The organism is Achromobacter sp. JD-1, assembly GCF_038594925.1.
Classification (GTDB): Bacteria; Pseudomonadota; Gammaproteobacteria; order Burkholderiales; family Burkholderiaceae_B; genus Achromobacter; species Achromobacter spanius_C.
In genome coordinates this window covers 47,120-66,282 of record NZ_JBCGCS010000027.1, presented here as the reverse complement: position 1 = coordinate 66,282, position 19,163 = coordinate 47,120, and the positions used below count along the sequence as shown (strand labels likewise).

Sequence of the window (19,163 nt, the reverse complement as noted above, 5' to 3'; positions counted from 1 at the left end):
CCCCGCTCAAGCCTTGCGCAAACCCGCGCGAGGCAGGGGCGCCGTAGACTGCGCGACCGGGTCTTCGGCGGGCTTGCCACGCCCGATCAGCCACGCGCACCAGGCCGATACCGCGCCGGCAAACAGCACGTACAGGCAGATCAACCATGGCTGCCCGCCGCCCGTCTTCAGCAGCGCGGTGGCGATGATGGGCGTGATGCCCGACGCGAAAATGCCCGAGAACTGGTACACGAACGAAATCCCCGTGTAGCGCACCTTGGCGTCGAAGAGCTCGCAGAACAGCGCGGCTTCGGGCCCGTACACGGCGGCGTAGAAGATGCCGAACGGGATGATGATGGCCAGCCAGATCAGCATGACGTTGCCCTGGCTGTTCAGCATCAGCCAGAAGCCCGGAAACGACGCCAGCGCGGTGATCAGCGAACCCCAGAAGTAGACGCGCGTGCGGCCGATGCGGTCGGACAAGCGCCCGAAGAAGGGAATGAAAAAGCACATCACCAGTGCGGCGGCCATGACGCCGATCAGCGCCTCGGTGCGCGTGATCTGCACGGTCTGCGTCAGGTACGAAATGGAAAACACGCCGAACACGTTGAAGAACACGCCATCGATGTAGCGCGCACCCATGCCCTTGAAGACGTTGCCCGGATAGCGCTTGAGCATGTCGAAAAACGGAATGCGGCTTTCGGCGTTGTTGGCCTTCACCGCCGTGAACTCCGGCGTTTCCTTGATGTTCAGCCGGATGTACATGCCCACCAGCACCATGGCGGCGGACGCCAGGAAGGCGATGCGCCAACCCCAGGCCATGAACTGTTCGTCGGTCAGCAAGGTGGACAGCAGCGCCACCGTACCGGACGCCAGGCACAGCCCGATCGCCAGCCCGATCTGCGGCAGCGACGCATAAAAGCCTTTCTTGCCCGGCGGCGCGTACTCGTAGGCCATCAACACCGCGCCACCCCATTCACCGCCCAGGCCGATGCCCTGGAAGATGCGCAGCAGCAGCAACAGGATGGGCGCCCACACGCCGATGCTGTCGTAGGTGGGCACCAGGCCGATCAGGAAGGTGGACACGCCCATGATCATCAGCGTCATCACCAGCATGCTCTTGCGGCCGATGCGGTCACCAAAGTGGCCGAAGATCAGCCCGCCCAATGGCCGCGTGATGAAGCCCACCGCGAAGGTGGTGTAGGCCAGCATGGTGGAGACCAGCGGGTCGCCGGTGGGAAAGTACAGCTTGTTGAATACGATGCCGGCGACCACGCCGTATAGAAAAAAGTCGTACCACTCGATGGTGGCGCCGATCAGCGATGCGGTGACGACCTTGCGTACCGCGGCTTCGTTTTGCTTGGGCATTGCAGTCTCCTTTGATGGGGCGGGGCGCTCTGCGGCGCCGTGCGCGGGTCTGGCTTTAGCTTCGTTCGGGACTTCCTTGTCGATGGGGTGACGATCAGGCGGCGACAAGATCCGCCCGGCGCCGGGACAGCTTGAAATCTTCCAGCATGAAATCGGCCGCGCGTTCGGCCAGCATCACCACGGGCGCGTTGGTGTTGCCCGAGACCAGCGTGGGCATGATGGAACAGTCCACCACCCGCAGTCCGGCCACGCCATGCACGCGCAGGCGCTCGTCCACCACCGCCATCGGATCGCTGCGTGGCCCCATCTTGGCCGTGCCCGACGGGTGGAAGATGGTGGCCCCATGTTCGCGGCAGAAATGCAGGATGTCGTCATCCGTGCGCACCTCGGGCCCGGGCCGGAATTCGCGTTTCATCAGCCCGGCTAGTGGCTCGGTCGCGGCCAGCCGCCGGGCATGCTTGACCGCCGCTACCGTCATGTGGCGGTCAAGCTCGGTGGACAGGTAGTTGGCCTGCATGGACGGCGCTTCGAACGGGTCCGCGCTGCGCAGCCGCACCTGGCCGCGTGACGTCGGGCGCAACTGGCAGACGGAATACGTGCAACCTGAAAACGGATGCACCTTGCCGCCGGCCATGTCGGCCGAAAGCGTGGCGAAGTGGTACTGGGTGTCGGGCGTAAGGCTGGCCTGGTCCACCCGGCAGAACAGGCCGCCCTGGTTGATGCCAACCGCCAGCGGGCCGCCCCGGAACAGCAGCCATTGCAAGCCCATGCGCACGCGCCCGGGCAGGCTGCGCAACTGGTCGTTGGTGGTGATGGGCTGCGTGGTTTCGTAGATCAGCCGGATCTGAAGATGATCTTGCAGGTTTTCACCGACGCCAGGCAGGTCGCGCACCACGCGGATACCGAACTGGCGCAGTAGCGCGGCCGGCCCCACGCCCGATAGTTGCAGCAACTGCGGCGATTGCAGCGCGCCCGCGCACAGCACTACCTCGCGCCGGGCGCGCAGTGTTCGCACCTGGCCGCCTTGCCGGTAGCGCACACCGCAGGCGCGTCCGCCTTCGAACAGAATCGCCATGGCGTGGGCATCGGTTTCCACGCGCAGGTTGGGGCGGTTCTCGGCGGGCCGCAAGTAGGCCACGGCGGTGGAGCAGCGGCGGCCGTTGCGCGTGGTCAGTTGGTAGTAGCCCACGCCTTCCTGCTCGCCCGTGTTGAAGTCCCGCACCGCCGGTACGCCCAGCGTTCCGGCGGCGGCGATCATCGCTTCCACCAGCGGGTGGGGGGTCTTGATGGAGGTGGCGTTCAAGGGGCCATCCACGCCCCGGCTGGGTCCTGCGCCCAGGTCGTTGTTTTCCAGTTTGCGAAAGTAGGGTAGGCAATCGTCCCAGCCCCAGCCGGGGTTGCCCGCGCGCGCCCAGGCGTCATAGTCGGCGCGCTGGCCGCGGATGTAGATCAAGCCGTTGATGGCGCTGGAGCCGCCCAAGGTGCGCCCGCGCGGCCAGTAGATGCGGCGGCCCAGCATGTTGGGGTCGGGGTCGGTGTAGTAGCCCCAGTTCACCACCTTGTGGAACATGGTCTTGCCGTAGCCGATGGGAATATGGATCCAGGGGTAGGTGTCCCTGGGGCCGGCTTCCAGCAGGCAGACGGCGTGTGTGCCGTCGGCGCTAAGCCGATTGGCCATCACGCATCCGGCCGAGCCGGCGCCCACCACGATGACATCCACGGTATCGGACATATCGCCTTGTCTCCCTGTTGTCGTGCCGCCTGTGCCGCCGCAACCCGCACCGCCCCATGACGGCGCGTTTTCCCTGCTTGTTGCGGCGGGGCGCACTTATATACTGCTTCGATCCCATCCGGTGTTGATGCGGGAACCGGCTGGACATCTGTGGCGATTCTAGAAAGCAGGCGCGTAGAACAAAGCACAACGCGCGAGGGGGCGGACAAATGGAACGGAACATGCAACTTCGGTTTCAAAATCGCAGTGCAGCATCGGCGTCCAGGCCGGAGGCGGGGATGAAGTCGAGCGACGGCGACACGCCCGAACAGCAGCAAGAGGCGGCGCGGTCGCTGCGCGCCCTGGTGGTGCTGGAACACCTGGCGCGCGCCCAGCATCCGCCCACCTTGGCGCAGCTTGCGCAGCGGCTGAACATGCCCAAGACCACGCTGATGCGGCTGCTGGCCGCCATGCAGCGCGCCGGTTTCGTGGCGTCCACGCCCACCGAACACGGCTTTGTGCCGGGGCCGCAAGCCACGTCGTTGGCGCTGGCCACCTTGCACGCCTCGGCGTTTACGCGGGCCTGCCGCGCCGTGCTGGCGCAACTGGTGGGCACCCTGGGTGAAACCTGCAACCTGACCGCGCCCGACGGCGACCGCGTGGTCTATATGGAACGCGTGGAAACGTCGGAACCCTTGCGGCTGTTCTTCGCGGTGGGCAGCCATGTGCCCATGCATTGCACGGCCAGCGGCAAGCTGTTCCTGGCGTCAATGAACCGGCTGGAACGGGGCCGCGTGGTGGCTCGCCTGCCGCTGACGCGTAACACGCCGCGCACCTTGACCGACCCCGCGCAACTGGAAGAAGAACTGGAACGCCTGGCCGCGCGCGGCATCGGTATCGACAACGAAGAATTCGTGCGCGGCATGAGCGCGGTGGCGGTGCCCGTGAAGGATGCCGAGGACCGGGTGGTGGCGGCGGTGGCCTGCCACGCGCCCACGGCCCGCGTCATGCTGGACGACTTGCTGCGCGCCGTGCCGGTGCTGCAACGCGCGGCGCAATCGTTGCACGATGTGCTGGCGCTGCATCGGCCGGGGGCTTGATGCCTGGCCGGTGTGATCACTTCGGTCACTCCGTTTCGGTCATTCCGTTTTAGTCACTCCGTTTCGGTCACTTCGACCACTTCTGACCATTTCCGGCACGGGCGCGGACCTGGCCTGCTAGCCGCGCAACGACGGGGCCGTGCGTAGCGCCATCCACACCACGCAGGCGGATGCGGCAGCCAGCGCGGCCAGCATTACGACCTGGCCGGCGGCGTCCATCAGCACTCCGGCCGCCAGTGGCATGGCGATGCGGGTCAGCGAGAACACGCTGGACTGGATGCCGTAGTCCAGCGCCTGCCAGCCGGGGCGGGCGTGCGACATCATCAAGCTGAAGGTCAGCGCGGCCGTGGCGCCCATCGCGGCGGCAATGCCCATGGCGCAGGCGATCAAGGCTGCTGGCGGCGCCTGCCACCAGACGGCGGCCGCCAACGACAAGAGCGCGGCGCATCCCGCTGCCGCGTGCCACGGCACGGTGACGGCCGGACGCATGCGCTTGCTGCAACGCGCCGACCACGCGCTGGCCACCGCTCCCACCGCGCCGCCCGCGACGCCGACCAGCCAGCCCACTCGCTCGGCCGGCAGGCCTTGGTCCAATAGCAGCGGCTTCAGGAAAAACCATCCCGACCCGATGAAGGGAAACAGCAAAGCCAGCAAGGGGAGCCAACGGCGCGTGTCGTCGCGTTTGACGTAGGCGCGGATCTGCGGCCAGACATGGGCGATGGCGGCATCGTTGCCATTGCGATTGTCGTTGCCGTCCCCATTGCCTCCGCCATTGCCATTACCGTGAACACGGTCTGGAGCGGATTTCGTTTGCCCCCCGATCAGGTCTTCGCGGACGAACAGAAGTGAGGCCGCGCCCAAGGCCAAGGCCCCCGCCATGATGGCAAAGGGCGCTTGCCAGCCCCAGCGCGCCTGCGCCACCAGCATCAAACCGCCGCCCGCAATGGCGCCCAGGCACAAGGCCATCGACCGGACGCCGCCGGCCCAGGCGCGGCTGGATGGCGGCAGCACGCGAATCGCCAGCGCGTTGACGGGCACATCGGCCCAGGTGCCAGCCAGCGCCGCGGCCGTGGCCAGCGCGAACAGCACGTGCTTGTCATCCAACAGGTTGCGCCATCCCAGCGCGCACAGCACGGCGGCATAGATCAACAACAGCAAGACGGCCCAACCGCGATAGGCCGCGCGGGCCGCCGGGGCCGTCGCTGCTGGCGGAGCCGCTTTCGTTGTGGCGGGCGTTGCACGACGGCGCTCCAAGGGCAGGGCCAGCAGGAACTTGAACAAGGTCGGCAGGCTGGCCAGTTGGAACAGGCCAATGGCTGTGCCGGACCAGCCATGCTGACGCAGCACCATCGGCAGGCCCAACCACAGATAAACGCCGGGCGCGGTCAGCGCCAGATTCAACCAGCCGAACAGCGCCTGGCGCAACCCATTGCGTAGCGGCGCGTTCATGCGTGTGCCTTGCGGGCGGCCAGCACATGCACGGGCGCCATCGGAAAGCGGTCGGAATCGAATCCGCGCACGTCCGCGAAACCGCAAGCTTGCAGGGCTTGATGCAATTCACCCGCGCGCGTGACGCGCCGGCCCAGCAGCATCATGGGCAGGTAGTAGGGCAGCACGCGGGCGGCGGCATGGGCATCGGCCGGCACCTCGGCATGCACCATCACCAGCGTTCCGCCAGGAGCCAGCGCGTCGTGCATCTTGTGCAGCGTGGCGTGCGGGTCGGGCAGAAAATGCAGTACCGACGAGCACCAGATCAGATCGTAGCCTTGGCCGATGTCATCGGTGGCAAGGTCGCCGCCGATGACTGACATGCGGTCCGACAGACCCGCCTGGACGATGTTCTCCAGCGCCACGGCGGCGGTGTCGGGCCAGTCAAACACCACGCCTGTCGCGTCAGGCCAGCGTTGCACCAGTGCGATGCCGATCAAGCCCGGGCCACCGCCCAGGTCGAGGATGCGCCGCGCATGAGCGGCGCCGGGTACGCATGCGATGGCATGTTCGGCGGCGGCCACGGCGATGGCGCGCTGCTCCTGCGCGATCTGTACTCGCGCGGCCTGCGTCCAGCCGGTGGCGTTGGTCTGCACATAAGGTTCGACGGCGGGTCCGTCCAGATGCAATTGTTCACCCAGTTGTTCGCTGAAGTGCGCCAGCGCGCGGCGCCGGTAGCGCCAGGCGTCGGCGCAGTAGCCCGGTTGGCCCTGGCAGAAGTACTTGCGGGCCTCGGGCTGGCACAGGTATTGCACCGGGTCGCCGTCAATGCGGTGCAGCAGGTCCAGGCTCCAGAGCATGTCCAGCAGATGCACGGTCTGCTCGGGGCGCAGTGCCAGCGCTTGCGAGACATCGGCGGCGCTGGCCGGCTGCGTCAGGCGGTCCAGCAAGCCGAGTTCCAACGCTGCGTCCAGCGCGGCCGCCTGTATCGGCGCGGCCGCCAGGTCCCAGTAGCGTTGCAGGGGGTGGGTAGTAGGCGAACTCATGGGTGTCCTTGTTGAAGGGTTCAGGCTAAGTGGATGGGCCGGACTCAGATGCGCCAGGTGAAGCGCAAGCCAACTTCGCGCGGCGGGCTATAGACGGTCACAATGCCGTTTTGATAGCCCACGGCGTCGTAGCGGCGGTTGGCCAGGTTGTTAACGTAGGCGGAAACTTCGACCCGCCGCACGGTGACGCCAGCGGCCAGGTTGACCAGGCCATAACCGTTGCGGGAATAGCGATTGGCGGCATCCAGGTAGACGCGGCCGGCGCCGGTCAGCGAGGCCTGGGCGTACCAGCCGGCGGGGGCGTCGTAGCGCGCGCTGACATAGCCGTTGATGCGCGGCGCGAAGGGGTTTTGATTGCCGCTGTAGTCGTTGGCGCCATCCATGAAGCTGGCAAATCGCGTGCGGTTCAGGCCCAGCCCGGCTTGCATCGACCAGCCGTCGCCCAACAGGTATTCCAGCTCGAATTCGGCGCCGATCGACCGGGCCGAGGCCGCATTGGTGACGTAGACCAGGCCGGGCACGGGCATCTGCTGCACCTGCATGTTCTTGACCGTCATCACGTAGAAAGCGCCGGCGTAGCGCAGTCGGTTGCCCGGCAGCCAGCCCTTGGCGCCGATTTCGTAGGAACGCAGCGTCTCGGGTTGGTACGCAGCGTAGTCGGCGGCGGGGGAAAACACGTTGAAGCCGCCCGCGCGAAAGCCATCGGATAGGGATGCGTAGACCTGCTGGCGCGGCGCGAAGGAGTACTGCAAGGCTACGCGAGGGGTGGCGCGCGTCCAGTCGGCGGTGCGAGTGCTGCCGCCCGCGCCGGCACCTGGACCTGCTGCTTCGGGCCGGAACCGGACGCGGTCGCGTTCGATGCGCGCGCCGGCTTCCAGCGTCCAGCGTTCGGCCAGCGGCACCGTCCAGTTCGTGAACGCCGCCGTGGAATTGCCGCGCAGCTTGACGACGCTTTCCGTCAGGCCCATCGGCATTTTCTGGGTGTTGCGCAAGTGGTGATCGTCACCGTCGGCATACAGGCCGACGAGCCAGCGCGCGTGGCGCCATTCGCCTTCCAACCGCAGTTCCTGCGACAGAGTGCTGAACTGGTGATCGCGCCGGATATGCAGCAGGTCGGCGGGCAGGAAGTCGGTGTCTTGCTGCACGCGGTCACGAAAATCATTCCAGGCGGTGACGGACGACAGGCGCAGACCCGAGTCAAAATCGTGGCGCACGGACAGCGATGCGCTGCGGCCGATGGAGTGGTTCCAACTGGGCGTGCCAGAGGCAACCGTGTCGCGCGGGGCGGCCGGTGACCCCCACAGCGCGGCGCCGTCGCGGTAGTCCACTTGCGCGTAACGCAGCGTGGCGTCGGTGCGGGCCGATGGCGTCCAGCGTAGCGCGACCTTGCCGTTGCGCAATTCGCGGTCGTCTTCGCGCTGGCCGGTGTACGTGTTGTCGATGAAGCCGTGCTGGCTGCGCCACGTGCCGGCAACGCTGGCGGCCAGGCGGTCTTCGATCAGCGGGCCGCTCAGGTCGAAACGCATGACGCGCAGGTCGCGGCTACCGATCTCGGCGGAGACCTGGCCGCGCAAGGTGTTGTCGGGCTGGCGTGTGTGAATGTTGATGACGCCGGCCTCGGCATTGCGGCCGTACAGCGTGGACTGCGGGCCGCGCAGCACTTCGACGCGGTCGATGGCCAGCAGTTGGTCGTCGTAGCCTTGCGCCATCAAGGTCGGCACGCCATCCACCACCAGCAGCGTGGACGTCGAGAACGAAAAGAAGTTGGCGGACAAACCGCGCATCACGGCTGAATTGACGCCGGCCTGGCCAAAGGGCTGAAAGCTTAAACCTGGCGTGATGGTCTGCAACGCCTCCACGCTGTGGATGCCTTGCGCGTCCAGCAGGTCGCCGTCAAAGACCGACAGGCTGGTGGGCACGTCTTCCAACGCGCGTTCCTGCTTGTCGGCCGTGACGGTGATGGCGGGCAATTCGGCGGGGGCGGGGGTAGAAACCTGGACGGGACTTTCAGCGCGATTCTGCGCCTGCGTTTCCGGGGCCAGCGTCAGGCAGAACAAGGCCAGGCAGATCAAGGCCCGGATGGGCGTGAGGGGAGCGGGGTGGGGCATCGGGCTTCCTGTGCGGACATCGCGACCGCTATGCATTGCGGCCGTCCGAAGGATGGTATTTCTTTATGCGAACAACTATCATTCACATTTATATGCATTCCGGATCCATCCGTATGCAAGTCGGCGGCGCGGCTTTTTTTGCCGTTGCCTACGCCGCCGGACCAGGAAATCCCCATGCCCATACGCGTTTCTTCGCTGCTTGCCCAACCCGGCCCGAGCCCCCGCGTGGGCTGGCATCGCCTGGCCTTGCCGACCGACCTGGGCGATTGCCACGCGGACCGCATGGAACTGGATGAGGGATTGACGCTGGTGCATTCGCAATACACCCCAAGGCGCGACCTGATTGAAGAGAATGCCGCCGGGCATGGCGCGCGCACGCTGGTGATTACGCTGGCGATGCAGGGCGTGTCGGCTTATCAAGGCGCCGATGGCGCCGCGCTGGATTTCCGTGGTGGCACCACGACGGTCACCGCATTTCAGCGCGCCCGGGGCGAGCGCCGCTATCTGGGCGGCGCCACCGTTTCGCAATTGCGGCTGTTGGTGGGTGAACAGGTGCTGCGCCGTTATGCGGGAGTTGAACGCGCGGAAAGCCTGCTGGGCGCGGGCGGTTTGCGTCGTTTGGCGCAGGGCCGCACCGCGCCTGACCTGGCATCGGCCGCGCTGGAATTGGCGTCAGGCCAGGACCCGCTGGACGCGCACATCCGGGCATTGACGCTGCTGTCGCGGCAACTGCGCGGCCTGGCGCCCATGTCTGAGCCGGGTCGGCTTAGTCAGGCCGATATTGCGCGGCTGGAAGCGGTGCGCGCCTTGATGCAGGAACAGATGGACCGCGACCTGACCGTGGCCTACCTGTGCCTGGCCACGGGCTTGAACGAGTTCAAGCTGAAGGAAGGTTTTCGCAAGTTGTACGGCACCAGCCCGCATCGGATGCTGACCGAACTGCGCATGCGCCGCGCCTGGGAATTGCTGGAAACCGGGTGCCAGGTGGCGCAGGCGGCGTATCGCGTGGGCTACCGGCACCCCGCTAATTTCAGCGCGGCCTTCACGCGCTTTCACGGACGCACGCCGAAGTCCGTGTTCGGCAAGCGGCGCGCCTGACGTGTCGACGGCGCGGCGGGGGATCCGCGCGCTTACGGGGGCGACTACGTGGCGGCCAAGCCGCGTGTGGGCATGGCCGGGCCACGCCCACACGCTTAATGCGTGATCTTGCCGCCGCTGACCATCCAGCGCGTTCCAAAGCGGTCCAGCAACGCCCCATACGCGTCTGCCCAGAATGTTTTCTGCAATGGCATCGTCACGTTGCCGCCGTCGGCCAATTGGTCGAACACGCGCTGGGCGTCGGACACGGTGGGGTAGACCAGGGCCAGGGCAATACCTTGCTTGCCGGGATAAGGATGGCCGCTGGTGGCGTCGCTGCCCAGCAGCGTCTGCTCGTCCAGCACCAGGCGCGCCACCATGACGCGTTCGGCGTCCTCGGGTGACAGGGCGGGCATGGCCGCGTCCGACGGCGCGTCGGCGTAGCGGATCAGCGTTTCAAGGCGGCCGCCCAGCACGCGCTCGTAAAAGCGCATGGCGTCCGCGCAGTTGCCGTCAAAGCTGAGATAGGCGGATAGCTGGGGCATGATGTTTCCTTTTTTTGGGGGGCGGGTGCGCGCTGCGCTGCCGCACTATGATGGAAAACCCGGCCCACGGTACCCGAAGAAGCCGGCAAAGTACGCACTGTAGCCGCTTGACGGCAAATTCGGCCTGGCATGGGCCTCACATAGGATAAATGGCATGAGCACGGTCAAACTGCTATCGGACGACGAAGTCCGTAAAAGCCCTGAGGCATGGGCGGTGTTCGAAGACATCCGGGCGACGCGCAAGTCTGATTTCGTGAATAATTTCTGGCGTGCGCTGGCGAACGATCCCCCGCAATTGCAGCGCGTGTGGGCGCAGTTGAAGCAGGTCATGATGGCCGACGGCGAATTGCCGCCGCTGGTGCGCGAGATGATCTATATCGCCGTGTCCACCGCCAATGGTTGTTCGTACTGCGTGCATTCGCACACGGCGGCGGCCAAGGCCCGGGGCATGACCGACGGCCAGCATGCGGAACTGCTGTCGGTGATTGGCATGGCGGCGCAGACCAACGCAATGGTGACGGCGATGCAGGTGCCGGTGGATGCCGCATTTGACCTTAGTGCTTCCGTCAACGATTCCGACATCAAATAAGGAGCCGGCCATGGCGCTGATTCCGCTGTTTCCCTTATCCAACGCACTGTTTCCCGCCGGCGTGCTGCATCTGCGCATTTTTGAGGTGCGCTATCTGGATATGATCCGCCGCTGCATCGCGGATGGCAGCGAGTTCGGCGTGGTGGGCCTGCTGGCGGGCAGCGAAGTGCGGTCGCCCGAGGGCGTGGAGACGCTTGCGTCGGTGGGCACCATGGCGCGCATCGCCTCTTGGGACGCGCCCATGCCCGCCTTGCTGCAAGTGCGCTGTATTGGCGGCAGTCGGTTTCGGCTGCTTTCCAGCGAAGTGGCAAAATACGGCCTTTGGATGGGGCAGGCCGAGCCCATTGCCGACGATCCGCCCACGCCCGTGCCGGCCTCCATGCAGCCCAGCGCCGATGCGTTGGGGCGGCTGGTTGCGCAATGGCAGCAAGAGGGCGTGCCTGCCGACAAGATGCCGATTGCGCCGCCATTCCGGCTGGACGACAGCGGCTGGGTAGCGGATCGCTGGTGCGAATTGCTGCCCCTGCCGCCGGATGACAAGACCCGTCTGCTGGGCCTGACAGACCCGGTGGCACGGCTGGAAGCAATACAGGATTTTCTGCGCGGCCAGGGGCTGACGTAGCGTCAGCCCGACACGATCAACGAATTGGACACCATGGAAATCAGGATAGACGAGGGCCTGCGCGCCTACATAGACCCCTTGACCGAAGACGAGCACGAGGCGCTGGAACGCAGCCTGCTGGCCGAAGGCTGCCGCGATGCGCTGGTGCTGTGGGGCGACCTGCTGGTGGACGGGCACAACCGTTACGCCCTGTGCAAGAAACACGGCATTGAATTCCAGACGCGCCAGAACACCACGTTCAAGTCGATGGAAGACGTGCATCTGTGGATGATTGAAAACCACCTGGGACGCCGCAGCGTGTCGGACTTCCAGCGCGGCGTGCTGGCGTTGCGCAAGAAAGAAATTTTGCTGGCGCGCACACCGCCCGAGGCGCCCGAGACCGCGCCCGACGCGCAGCAGGCGGATGGATCGCCGCCCTGGGATGAGGACGACGGCGCGCCCGCCGCCGATGGCGCCCCGCGCCTGCCGCCCAACATGTCATGGACGCCGCCCGTGCCCAGCCGCCAGGCGCTGGCGCGGGCCGCGCGCATCAGCAGCAACACCTTGGGGCAGATCGAAAAGATTCAGAAAGCCGCCGCGCCGGAACTGGTGCGCGCCGTGAAAGAGGGCGCGATTTCCATCAATGCCGCGGCGGCAGTCGCTTCCTTGCCGCCCGAGCGCCAGGCGGCGGCGGTGGCGGGCGGCAAGAAAGAACTGCAACAGGCCGCGCGCGAAGTGCGCCTGGCCAAGGCGCCGCCGCCCCGCGAAGCCCCGCCTGAGGTGCCGATCGAACACATCGCCGACCTGCCAGCCGAAGTGGCGCGCTTGCGTGGGGTGTTGGCGCGCGTGACGGAAGAGCGCGACCAGTTGAAGAAGAAGGTCGTCAACCTGACGATCGCACTGTCGGAAGCGCGGGCCGCCAACGGCGGCGGGGACGATTAAGCTCCCCCGATTACGAATAAGGGATAACCCTTAACGAGCGTATGCACGAAAAAAATTCCTGATTAGCTGGGAATTTATATCGTTTTGAGGAAAGGTGCGCGGGGCTTTGTAATGCGTATTCGCTTAATCGCTTGACGCATTCACCCCCTCGACTTTCTTATGACTCCCATCGGATTTCGCATTCTTTCTCGGTCGGCGCCGGCCGTGGCCGCCGACGTGCTGGCCAGCTTTGCCGATATCGGCTCCGCCCAGATCAGCGACTGCATGAATCGCCTGTACGGCGTGTCGGGCCTGCGCCCGATGCATGGCGGCACGCGCCGCATGGTCGGCCTGGCGCTGACCGTCAAGACCCGTCCCGGTGACAACCTGTTGATCCATCAGGCGATTTCGATGGGCGCGGCGGGCGACGTCATCGTTGTCGATGGCGCGGGCGATGCCAGTAACGCGCTGGTGGGCGAGCTGATGATGATGGATGCGCAGTCGCGCGGCATCGCGGGCTTTGTCATTGACGGCGCGGTGCGCGACGTGGACGTCTTTGGTCAAGGCGAATTCGGCTGCTTCGCGCGTGCCGTGTCGCACAAGGGTCCGTATAAGGACGGCCCGGGCGAAATCAACGTGCCGGTGTCCGTGGGCGGGCAGGTGGTCAATCCGGGCGATGTGGTCGTGGGCGATGCCGACGGCGTGGTGGTGATTCCCGCCGAACACGCGGCCGCCGTACTGGCCCTGGCGCAAAAGAAGGAAGCCGACGAAGCCGTGGCCAAGGAAAAGCTGCGTGCCGGCACCTACACCAAGCCGTGGTTGGAAAAGACCATTGCCGAGAAGACGGGCGGCGCCAAATGAGCATCATTGCCGACCGCATCAAGCGCATCAAGCTGTCGCCCAGCGTTGCCGCGCGCGCCATCATTGCCGAACTGCGCGAACAAGGCCGCCGGATCATCGACCTGACGATTGGCGAACCCGACTTTTCAACGCCGGAACATATCCGCCAGGCCGCCACCGCCGCGATGAACCGTGGCGAAACCAAATACCCGCCTGCCCAGGGCACGGCGGCGTTGCGCCGTGCCGCGCGCGGCCATGTGCAAGCGGCCACGGGCGTGGACTATCCCGTGGCGCGGATCATTGTGAGCACCGGCGCCAAGCAGGTGATTTTCAACGGCCTGGCCGCCACGTTGAATGACGGCGACGAGGTGCTGATCCCCGCGCCGTTCTGGGTGTCGTACCCCGACATGGTGCTGGTCAACGACGGGGTGCCGGTCGTGGTGCAGACCTTGCCGGCCACGGACTACAAGCTCACGCCCCAGGCGCTAGAACAAGCCATCACGCCGCGCACCAAGTGGTTGATGATGAACGCGCCCAGCAACCCCACTGGCTCGGTCTATACCGCCGACGAATTGCGCGGGCTGACCGACGTGCTCAAGCGCCATCCGCACGTCTGGCTGATGACGGACGACATCTACGCCCGCCTCAATTTCACGGACGAGCCGACGGTGCATCCGCTGCAGGTGGCGCCCGAGCTGGCCGACCGCACGCTGGTGGTCAACGGCGTGTCCAAGGCCTACGCCATGACGGGCTGGCGCATCGGCTATGGCGCGGGGCCCGACGAATTGATCAAGGCGATGGCGATTCTGCAATCACAAAGCACGTCGGGCGCGTCGTCGGTCAGCCAGGCGGCGGCGCTTGAGGCCCTGTCCGGCCCACAGGATTGCGTGACCGAATTCGCCAAGGTTTTCAAAACGCGCCGTGACCTGGCGGTTGCCGAGCTGTCCGGTACGCCGGGCCTGAGCATCGTCGTGCCGCAAGGCGCGTTCTACGTGTTTCCGGACTGCTCGGGCCTGCTGGGCAAAAAAACGCCCGCTGGCGACGTCATTGCCACCGACACCGACCTGACGCATTACCTGCTGCGCGAGGCGGGCGTGGCCGTGATCGACGGCAACGCCTACGGCGCGCCCGGCACGTTCCGGCTGTCGTTCGCCGCGTCGCTGGAAGATATCAAGCAAGGATGTTCCGCCATTCGCGAGGCCTGCGCCAAGCTGGCCTGAACGCCAGGCGGCACACCACACCACGCTACGCAAGACCGTTTGACCACCACACAACACACAAGGGGAATCAACCATGAAACGCCACTCCATCTTCGCGGCCTGCCTGGGCCTGACCACGCTGGCGCTGGGCGCCACCGCGCAAGCGGATCAAGTCGACGACATCAAGGCGCGCGGCGAACTCGTCTGCGGCACGTTGGGCACGTCGCAGCCGTTCAGCTTCCAGGACGGCGCTACCCGCCAGTTGGTGGGCTATGACGTGGACGTGTGCAAGCTCGTCGCCGACAAGCTGGGCGTGAAGATCAGCTACAAGCTGCTGTCGGTGGCGGCGCGCGTGCCGGAATTGAATGAAGGGCGCGTGGACATCCTGGCCGCCAACCTGGGCTATTCGCCGGATCGCGCTGAACAGATTTCCTTCAGCCATGCTTACTACGTCAGCCCGCAAAAGCTGTTGGTGCGCAAGGACTCGGGCCTGGACAGCATCGAAGCGCTGAACGGCCACCGCATTGGCGCCACCAAGGGCTCCAGCTCGGAACGCGAGATCAAGCGCATCCTGGACAAGTCCAAGGTGATTGGTTATGGCGACAGTTCGGCCACTTACCTGGCCTTGCAGCAAAAGAAGGTGGATGCGCAATTTGCGTCGGAACTGGTGCTGGTGCGGCTGGTGCTGCAAAGCCCGCCCACGGCGCCCGTCAGCGTGATCGGCAAGTCGGTGTTTGACGAACCCTGGGGCCTGGGTGTGCGCAAGTCCGAGACGCGCATGCTGCAAACCGTGAACCAGGCGCTGGACGAAGCCGAGAGCTCGGGCGCGGCGGCCAAGCTGTTCGACAAGTGGTTCGGCCCCACCACGCCCTACAAGCTGGAGCGCGGGTTCAAGATCGGCCCCATCGCCGGCTGATGGCCGCGCAACCGCCAAGGGCCGACGCTTTATGAGCTTGCTAGATGCATCCCAATACCAGCTGCTGCTCAGCGGCATGGTGGTTACCGTGCAACTGTTCTTCGTTGCCTGGGTCATGGCCTTCGCCATTGCGGTGACGCTGGTGGTGGTGCGCGCCACCAACCTGGCGCCATGCCGCTGGGTGGTGGACGCTTATGTTGAATACCACCGCAACGTGCCGCTGTTGGTGCAGGTGTTGTTCTGGTATTTCGGCATGCCGGAGCTGCTGCCCGAAGGGCTGCGGCTGTGGCTCTACGATCACAACGCCGAGATGTCGCTGGCCGCGATTGCGCTGGCGTTGGGGTCGGCCGCGTACATTGCCGAGGACATCCGCAGCGGCCTGCGCGCCATACCGTGGACGCAGTTCGAGGCGGCGCGCGCGCTGGGCGCAAGCTACCTGCAATGCATGCGTTACGTGATCGTGCCGCAGGCGCTGCGCATATCCATTCCGCCGCTGGTCGGCCGCGCGTTGCTGCTGTTCAAGAACACCAGCGTGGCGATGGCGATTGGCGTGATGGAGCTGACCTATCAGGCACGCGAAATTGAAAACGAAACCTATCGCACCTTCGCCACCTTCGGCGCGGCCACGATCATGTACCTGCTGGGATCGTTCCTGATCATGGCGGTGGGGTCGCGCGTCTACGCCCGTTATCGCTTGAATCGCGGAGGCCACGGTGCTTGACCTGCTGATGCAATACTGGCCGACGCTGCTGGTCGGCCAATACCCCAACGGGCCCTTGGGCGGACTGGCGCTGACGCTGATCCTGGCGGCGCTGGGCTTGTTGATGTCCTTACCGTTGGCGCTGTTGATTGCGCTGGCCCGAGTCAGCCCGTTCGGCGCATTGCGGGCCGCCAGCAAGGCGCTGGTCAACGTGGTGCGCGGCATGCCGCTGCTGATGCTGATCTTCTGGGCGTACTTCGTGGTGCCCAAGTTGACGGGGCAGGTGGTCAGCGGTTTCTGGACGCTGATCTTCGCGCTGGTGGTCTATGAAAGCGCCTACTTGTCCGAGGTGATCCGCTCGGGCATCGAGGCGGTGCCGCGCGGCCAGATCGAGGCATCGCGTTCGTTGGGCGTGGGCTACTGGACGACGATGCGCAAGGTGGTGCTGCCGCAGGCGCTGTTCAACGTGCTGCCCAGCATGACGAGCCAGTTCGTATCCACGATCAAGGAAACGTCCTTGGGCTACGTCATCAGTGTCAACGAGCTGACCTTTGCGGCCAATCAAATCAATAACCTGGTGCTGACGCAGCCGCTGCAGGTGTTCGGCATTCTGGCCATTATCTATTTCCTGGTGTGCTTCAGCCTGAGCCGCGGCTTGAGCTGGCTGGACCTGCGTATCCGCCGCTCGCGCGCCATGGCTTAACGGAAAGAATCATGATCAAGCTTGAAAAAGTGAACAAGTGGTATGGCGACCATCACGTGCTGAAAGACGTGGACCTGTCCGTGGCGCGTGGCGAAGTGCTGGTGGTGTGCGGGCCGTCGGGCTCGGGCAAGTCAACCATGATCCGCACGATCAACCGGCTGGAGCCTATTGAGAAAGGTCGCATCCTGATCGACGGAGCCGACATCTACCAGAAGGGCGCCAACCTGAATGCGCTGCGTCAGAAGATCGGCTTTGTGTTCCAGCAGTTCAACCTGTTTCCGCACATGAGCGTGCTGGAAAACGTGATCTTCGCACCGGTCAATATCCGCAAGCAGCCGCGCAAGCAGTCGGTGGAATTGGCGCGTGCGCTGCTTGATCGGGTGGGACTGCTGAACAAGATCGACGCCTACCCTGGTGCGCTGTCGGGCGGCCAGCAGCAGCGCGTGGCGATTGCGCGCGCCTTGGCGTTGCAGCCGCCGGTGATGTTGTTCGATGAGCCGACTAGCGCGCTGGACCCGGAAATGGTGGGCGAGGTGCTGCAGGTGATGAAGGGCCTGGCCAAGGACGGCATGACGATGGTGTGCGTGACCCACGAAATGGGCTTTGCGCGCGACGTCTGCGACCGGGTCGTCTTCATGGATGGTGGCGAGATTCTTGAGGTGGACACGCCCGAGCGCTTTTTCAGCGCGCCCTCGCATCCGCGCGCACAGCGCTTTCTGGCCGACATCCTGCACCCACGCGGCTAGGGCCGTGGCGGCGATGGTAACGTGAGGGCTTTCATGCGTTTCGCATCCACCGCCGCGATGTACACCCTTAAACAGCTAGAGGCTTTTTACTGGAGCGCCGAGCTAGGCAGCTTCAGCGCATCTTCCCGGAAACTGCACACCACGCAATCGGCGGTGGCCAAGCGGGTAGGGGAATTGGAAGCCTTTGCCGGGTCGCCCTTGTTCGAGCGCCGGGCCAAGAAACTGGTCATGACGCCGCAAGGGCGCAAGCTGTTTGAACTGGCGCGTGAAATGCTGGATTTGAACAGCCGCATCGTGCAAAACATGGCCGACCCGGCCAGTTTCGAGGGCGTGATACGGCTGGGGGTGACCGAGCTGGTCGGCATGACGTGGCTGGCGCGGCTGATCAACCAGATCAGCTTGCGCTACCCGCGCGTACAACTGATGCCCGAGATCGACGGCGGCATTACGTTGTACGAAAGGTTGGACCAAGACCAATTGGACCTGGCCATCATGCCTGGCCCGTTCTGGAGCTATCAATACGAGGGCACCCATCTGGGCGCCGTCACCAACGTCTGGATGGCCAGCCCGGCGCTGGATATCGATTTGCAGGCGCGTTTGTCGCCGCAGGACTTGGCGCCGTATCCGGTGATTTCGCAGCCGACCAATTCCGCCTTGTCGCACCTGTACGACGCCTGGTTCGCCGAACAGGGCTTGTCGGTCAAGCGGGTGTTGACCTGCAACAGCCTGGGGATGATGGCGCAACTGACGATGCTGGGGCTGGGCATCAGTTATCTGCCTGGCGCCTACTTCGCGCCACTGGTCGAACGCGGCGCGCTGTGTCAATTGAATGTGGAACCCGACCTGCCCACGATCAATTACTACGCGGTGCACAAGAAGAACATCGTCAACCCGATTGTGTCGCGGGTGATCGAGATTGCGCGCGAGGAATGCGCGTTTGAAGTGGCGGGGGCCTTTCTGCCCCACGTGCCACCCACGCCGCCCGCCGCTTTGCCGGACGAAGCCTGAGGCGGCCGGCGATGTCAGGCGTCGGCCAGTCCGGGGCGGGGTCGGGTCCTCGCAGGGCTTGGGGGGAGATCAACCGCAGCGAATGGCGGTCATGACGTCTTTGTCATCCACGATCAGGTTCAAACGGGTGGCGTTGTATTCCATGGTGACGAGTTGGCCGGGGCGCAGAATGCGGGCGGTGGTACTGCCGCTGCGCGTACGCAGGTCTTCCATCGAGGACGTGGTGGCTTTTTGGCCAATTTGCGATTGCAGCGCGGCGGCATCGCAGGTTTTGCTACCGTAGCCCGGCATGGCCGAGCCCGACCCACCATAGGAAGCACCGCCCGACGAGCTGGCGCCGGACGAGGATGAAGAGCTGGAGGAGCTGGAGGCTGCCGGTGCGCTGGACGACGACGTTCCAGTGTTGGCGCATGCGGTCAGGCTGGCAACCAGAATGAAAGGGATCAGCTTGCGGATCATGTATCGCTCCTTACAACTTCACGACGAAAAAAGCCATGATAGACCAGCCTAGGCGCGCTGTAATCTGGCGTTGCGGCGGCGCGCCAAAAAGTGAAAAGCCCGCGTTGAAATGAGATCAA

Annotated in this window: 19 protein-coding genes; 12 read left to right on the top strand and 7 right to left on the bottom strand. The window is 65.1% G+C overall.

From position 1 onward, the window contains the following. Window positions 1-6 precede the first annotated feature (6 nt). Together WBR68_RS27900 and WBR68_RS27895 are read right to left on the bottom strand one after the other, a co-directional pair. Window positions 7-1,347 (bottom strand): MFS transporter, encoded by a 1,341-nt coding sequence (locus WBR68_RS27900; RefSeq protein ID WP_127184741.1) that lies wholly within the window; start codon window positions 1,345-1,347, stop codon window positions 7-9. Window positions 1,348-1,441: 94 nt separating this feature from the next. Further along, window positions 1,442-3,079, bottom strand: a complete 1,638-nt coding sequence (locus WBR68_RS27895; RefSeq protein ID WP_230695850.1) for a GMC family oxidoreductase — start codon at window positions 3,077-3,079, stop codon at window positions 1,442-1,444. A 209-nt stretch (window positions 3,080-3,288) separates the two neighbouring features. Here WBR68_RS27895 and WBR68_RS27890 point away from each other — a divergent pair, with 209 nt between their 5' ends. Then, a complete protein-coding gene (locus tag WBR68_RS27890) occupies window positions 3,289-4,158 on the top strand; it encodes an IclR family transcriptional regulator (protein ID WP_230695849.1) in 870 nt (289 codons plus the stop codon). 117 nt (window positions 4,159-4,275) lie between these two features. Here WBR68_RS27890 and WBR68_RS27885 read toward each other — a convergent pair whose 3' ends face one another. The 3 genes from WBR68_RS27885 to WBR68_RS27875 are packed head-to-tail and all read right to left on the bottom strand — an operon-like array spanning window position 4,276 to window position 8,740. Beyond that, window positions 4,276-5,607 carry an MFS transporter gene (locus WBR68_RS27885; RefSeq protein WP_230695848.1) on the bottom strand — a complete coding sequence of 444 codons (1,332 nt, stop codon included), beginning with the start codon at window positions 5,605-5,607 and terminating at the stop codon, window positions 4,276-4,278. Continuing rightward, window positions 5,604-6,632: an acetylserotonin O-methyltransferase gene (locus WBR68_RS27880; protein ID WP_230695847.1), complete on the bottom strand. Its 1,029-nt coding sequence runs from the start codon at window positions 6,630-6,632 to the stop codon at window positions 5,604-5,606. Before WBR68_RS27880 ends, WBR68_RS27885 begins: the two co-directional genes overlap by 4 nt. 44 nt (window positions 6,633-6,676) lie before the next feature. After that, window positions 6,677-8,740, bottom strand: a complete 2,064-nt coding sequence (locus WBR68_RS27875; protein WP_230695846.1) for a TonB-dependent receptor — start codon at window positions 8,738-8,740, stop codon at window positions 6,677-6,679. A 174-nt stretch (window positions 8,741-8,914) separates the two neighbouring features. On the opposite strand from WBR68_RS27875, the gene WBR68_RS27870 reads away from it, so the two are divergent. After that, on the top strand, window positions 8,915-9,838 hold the full coding sequence (locus tag WBR68_RS27870) for a helix-turn-helix transcriptional regulator (protein ID WP_050446600.1): 924 nt from the start codon (window positions 8,915-8,917) through the stop codon (window positions 9,836-9,838). Window positions 9,839-9,933: 95 nt separating this feature from the next. Here the strand turns inward: WBR68_RS27870 and WBR68_RS27865 are convergent, their stop codons facing one another. Then, window positions 9,934-10,362 carry a VOC family protein gene (locus tag WBR68_RS27865; RefSeq protein ID WP_050446599.1) on the bottom strand — a complete coding sequence of 143 codons (429 nt, stop codon included), beginning with the start codon at window positions 10,360-10,362 and terminating at the stop codon, window positions 9,934-9,936. Between the two features lie 154 nt (window positions 10,363-10,516). Here WBR68_RS27865 and WBR68_RS27860 point away from each other — a divergent pair, with 154 nt between their 5' ends. The 10 genes from WBR68_RS27860 (at window position 10,517) to WBR68_RS27815 (ending at window position 18,585) form a co-directional block, all read left to right on the top strand. Beyond that, complete coding sequence (locus WBR68_RS27860; RefSeq protein WP_230695845.1) at window positions 10,517-10,951, top strand: carboxymuconolactone decarboxylase family protein; 435 nt, start codon at window positions 10,517-10,519, stop codon at window positions 10,949-10,951. 10 nt (window positions 10,952-10,961) lie between these two features. Next, complete coding sequence (locus WBR68_RS27855) at window positions 10,962-11,573, top strand: LON peptidase substrate-binding domain-containing protein (protein WP_050446597.1); 612 nt, start codon at window positions 10,962-10,964, stop codon at window positions 11,571-11,573. Between the two features lie 33 nt (window positions 11,574-11,606). Next, window positions 11,607-12,494 (top strand): hypothetical protein, encoded by an 888-nt coding sequence (locus WBR68_RS27850; RefSeq protein WP_230695844.1) that lies wholly within the window; start codon window positions 11,607-11,609, stop codon window positions 12,492-12,494. Window positions 12,495-12,653: 159 nt separating this feature from the next. Then, window positions 12,654-13,334, top strand: coding sequence for an RraA family protein (locus WBR68_RS27845; RefSeq protein ID WP_230695843.1), 681 nt, complete (start codon window positions 12,654-12,656; stop codon window positions 13,332-13,334). Further along, window positions 13,331-14,533 (top strand): aminotransferase class I/II-fold pyridoxal phosphate-dependent enzyme, encoded by a 1,203-nt coding sequence (locus WBR68_RS27840; protein ID WP_230695842.1) that lies wholly within the window; start codon window positions 13,331-13,333, stop codon window positions 14,531-14,533. Before WBR68_RS27845 ends, WBR68_RS27840 begins: the two co-directional genes overlap by 4 nt. Before the next feature lie 73 nt (window positions 14,534-14,606). Continuing rightward, on the top strand, window positions 14,607-15,428 hold the full coding sequence (locus WBR68_RS27835) for an ABC transporter substrate-binding protein (protein ID WP_127184733.1): 822 nt from the start codon (window positions 14,607-14,609) through the stop codon (window positions 15,426-15,428). A 31-nt stretch (window positions 15,429-15,459) separates the two neighbouring features. After that, complete coding sequence (locus tag WBR68_RS27830; RefSeq protein ID WP_050446593.1) at window positions 15,460-16,149, top strand: amino acid ABC transporter permease; 690 nt, start codon at window positions 15,460-15,462, stop codon at window positions 16,147-16,149. Further along, the gene (locus WBR68_RS27825; RefSeq protein ID WP_050446592.1) at window positions 16,142-16,831 is read left to right on the top strand and encodes an amino acid ABC transporter permease; all 690 of its coding nucleotides are present in this window, start codon (window positions 16,142-16,144) and stop codon (window positions 16,829-16,831) included. Before WBR68_RS27830 ends, WBR68_RS27825 begins: the two co-directional genes overlap by 8 nt. Before the next feature lie 11 nt (window positions 16,832-16,842). Further along, on the top strand, window positions 16,843-17,577 hold the full coding sequence (locus WBR68_RS27820; RefSeq protein ID WP_050446591.1) for an amino acid ABC transporter ATP-binding protein: 735 nt from the start codon (window positions 16,843-16,845) through the stop codon (window positions 17,575-17,577). A gap of 33 nt (window positions 17,578-17,610) precedes the next feature. Continuing rightward, window positions 17,611-18,585: a LysR family transcriptional regulator gene (locus tag WBR68_RS27815; protein ID WP_157055395.1), complete on the top strand. Its 975-nt coding sequence runs from the start codon at window positions 17,611-17,613 to the stop codon at window positions 18,583-18,585. 69 nt (window positions 18,586-18,654) lie between these two features. On the opposite strand, the gene WBR68_RS27810 is transcribed toward WBR68_RS27815, so the two are convergent. Continuing rightward, on the bottom strand, window positions 18,655-19,044 hold the full coding sequence (locus WBR68_RS27810; protein ID WP_050446590.1) for an I78 family peptidase inhibitor: 390 nt from the start codon (window positions 19,042-19,044) through the stop codon (window positions 18,655-18,657). Window positions 19,045-19,163 lie beyond the last annotated feature (119 nt).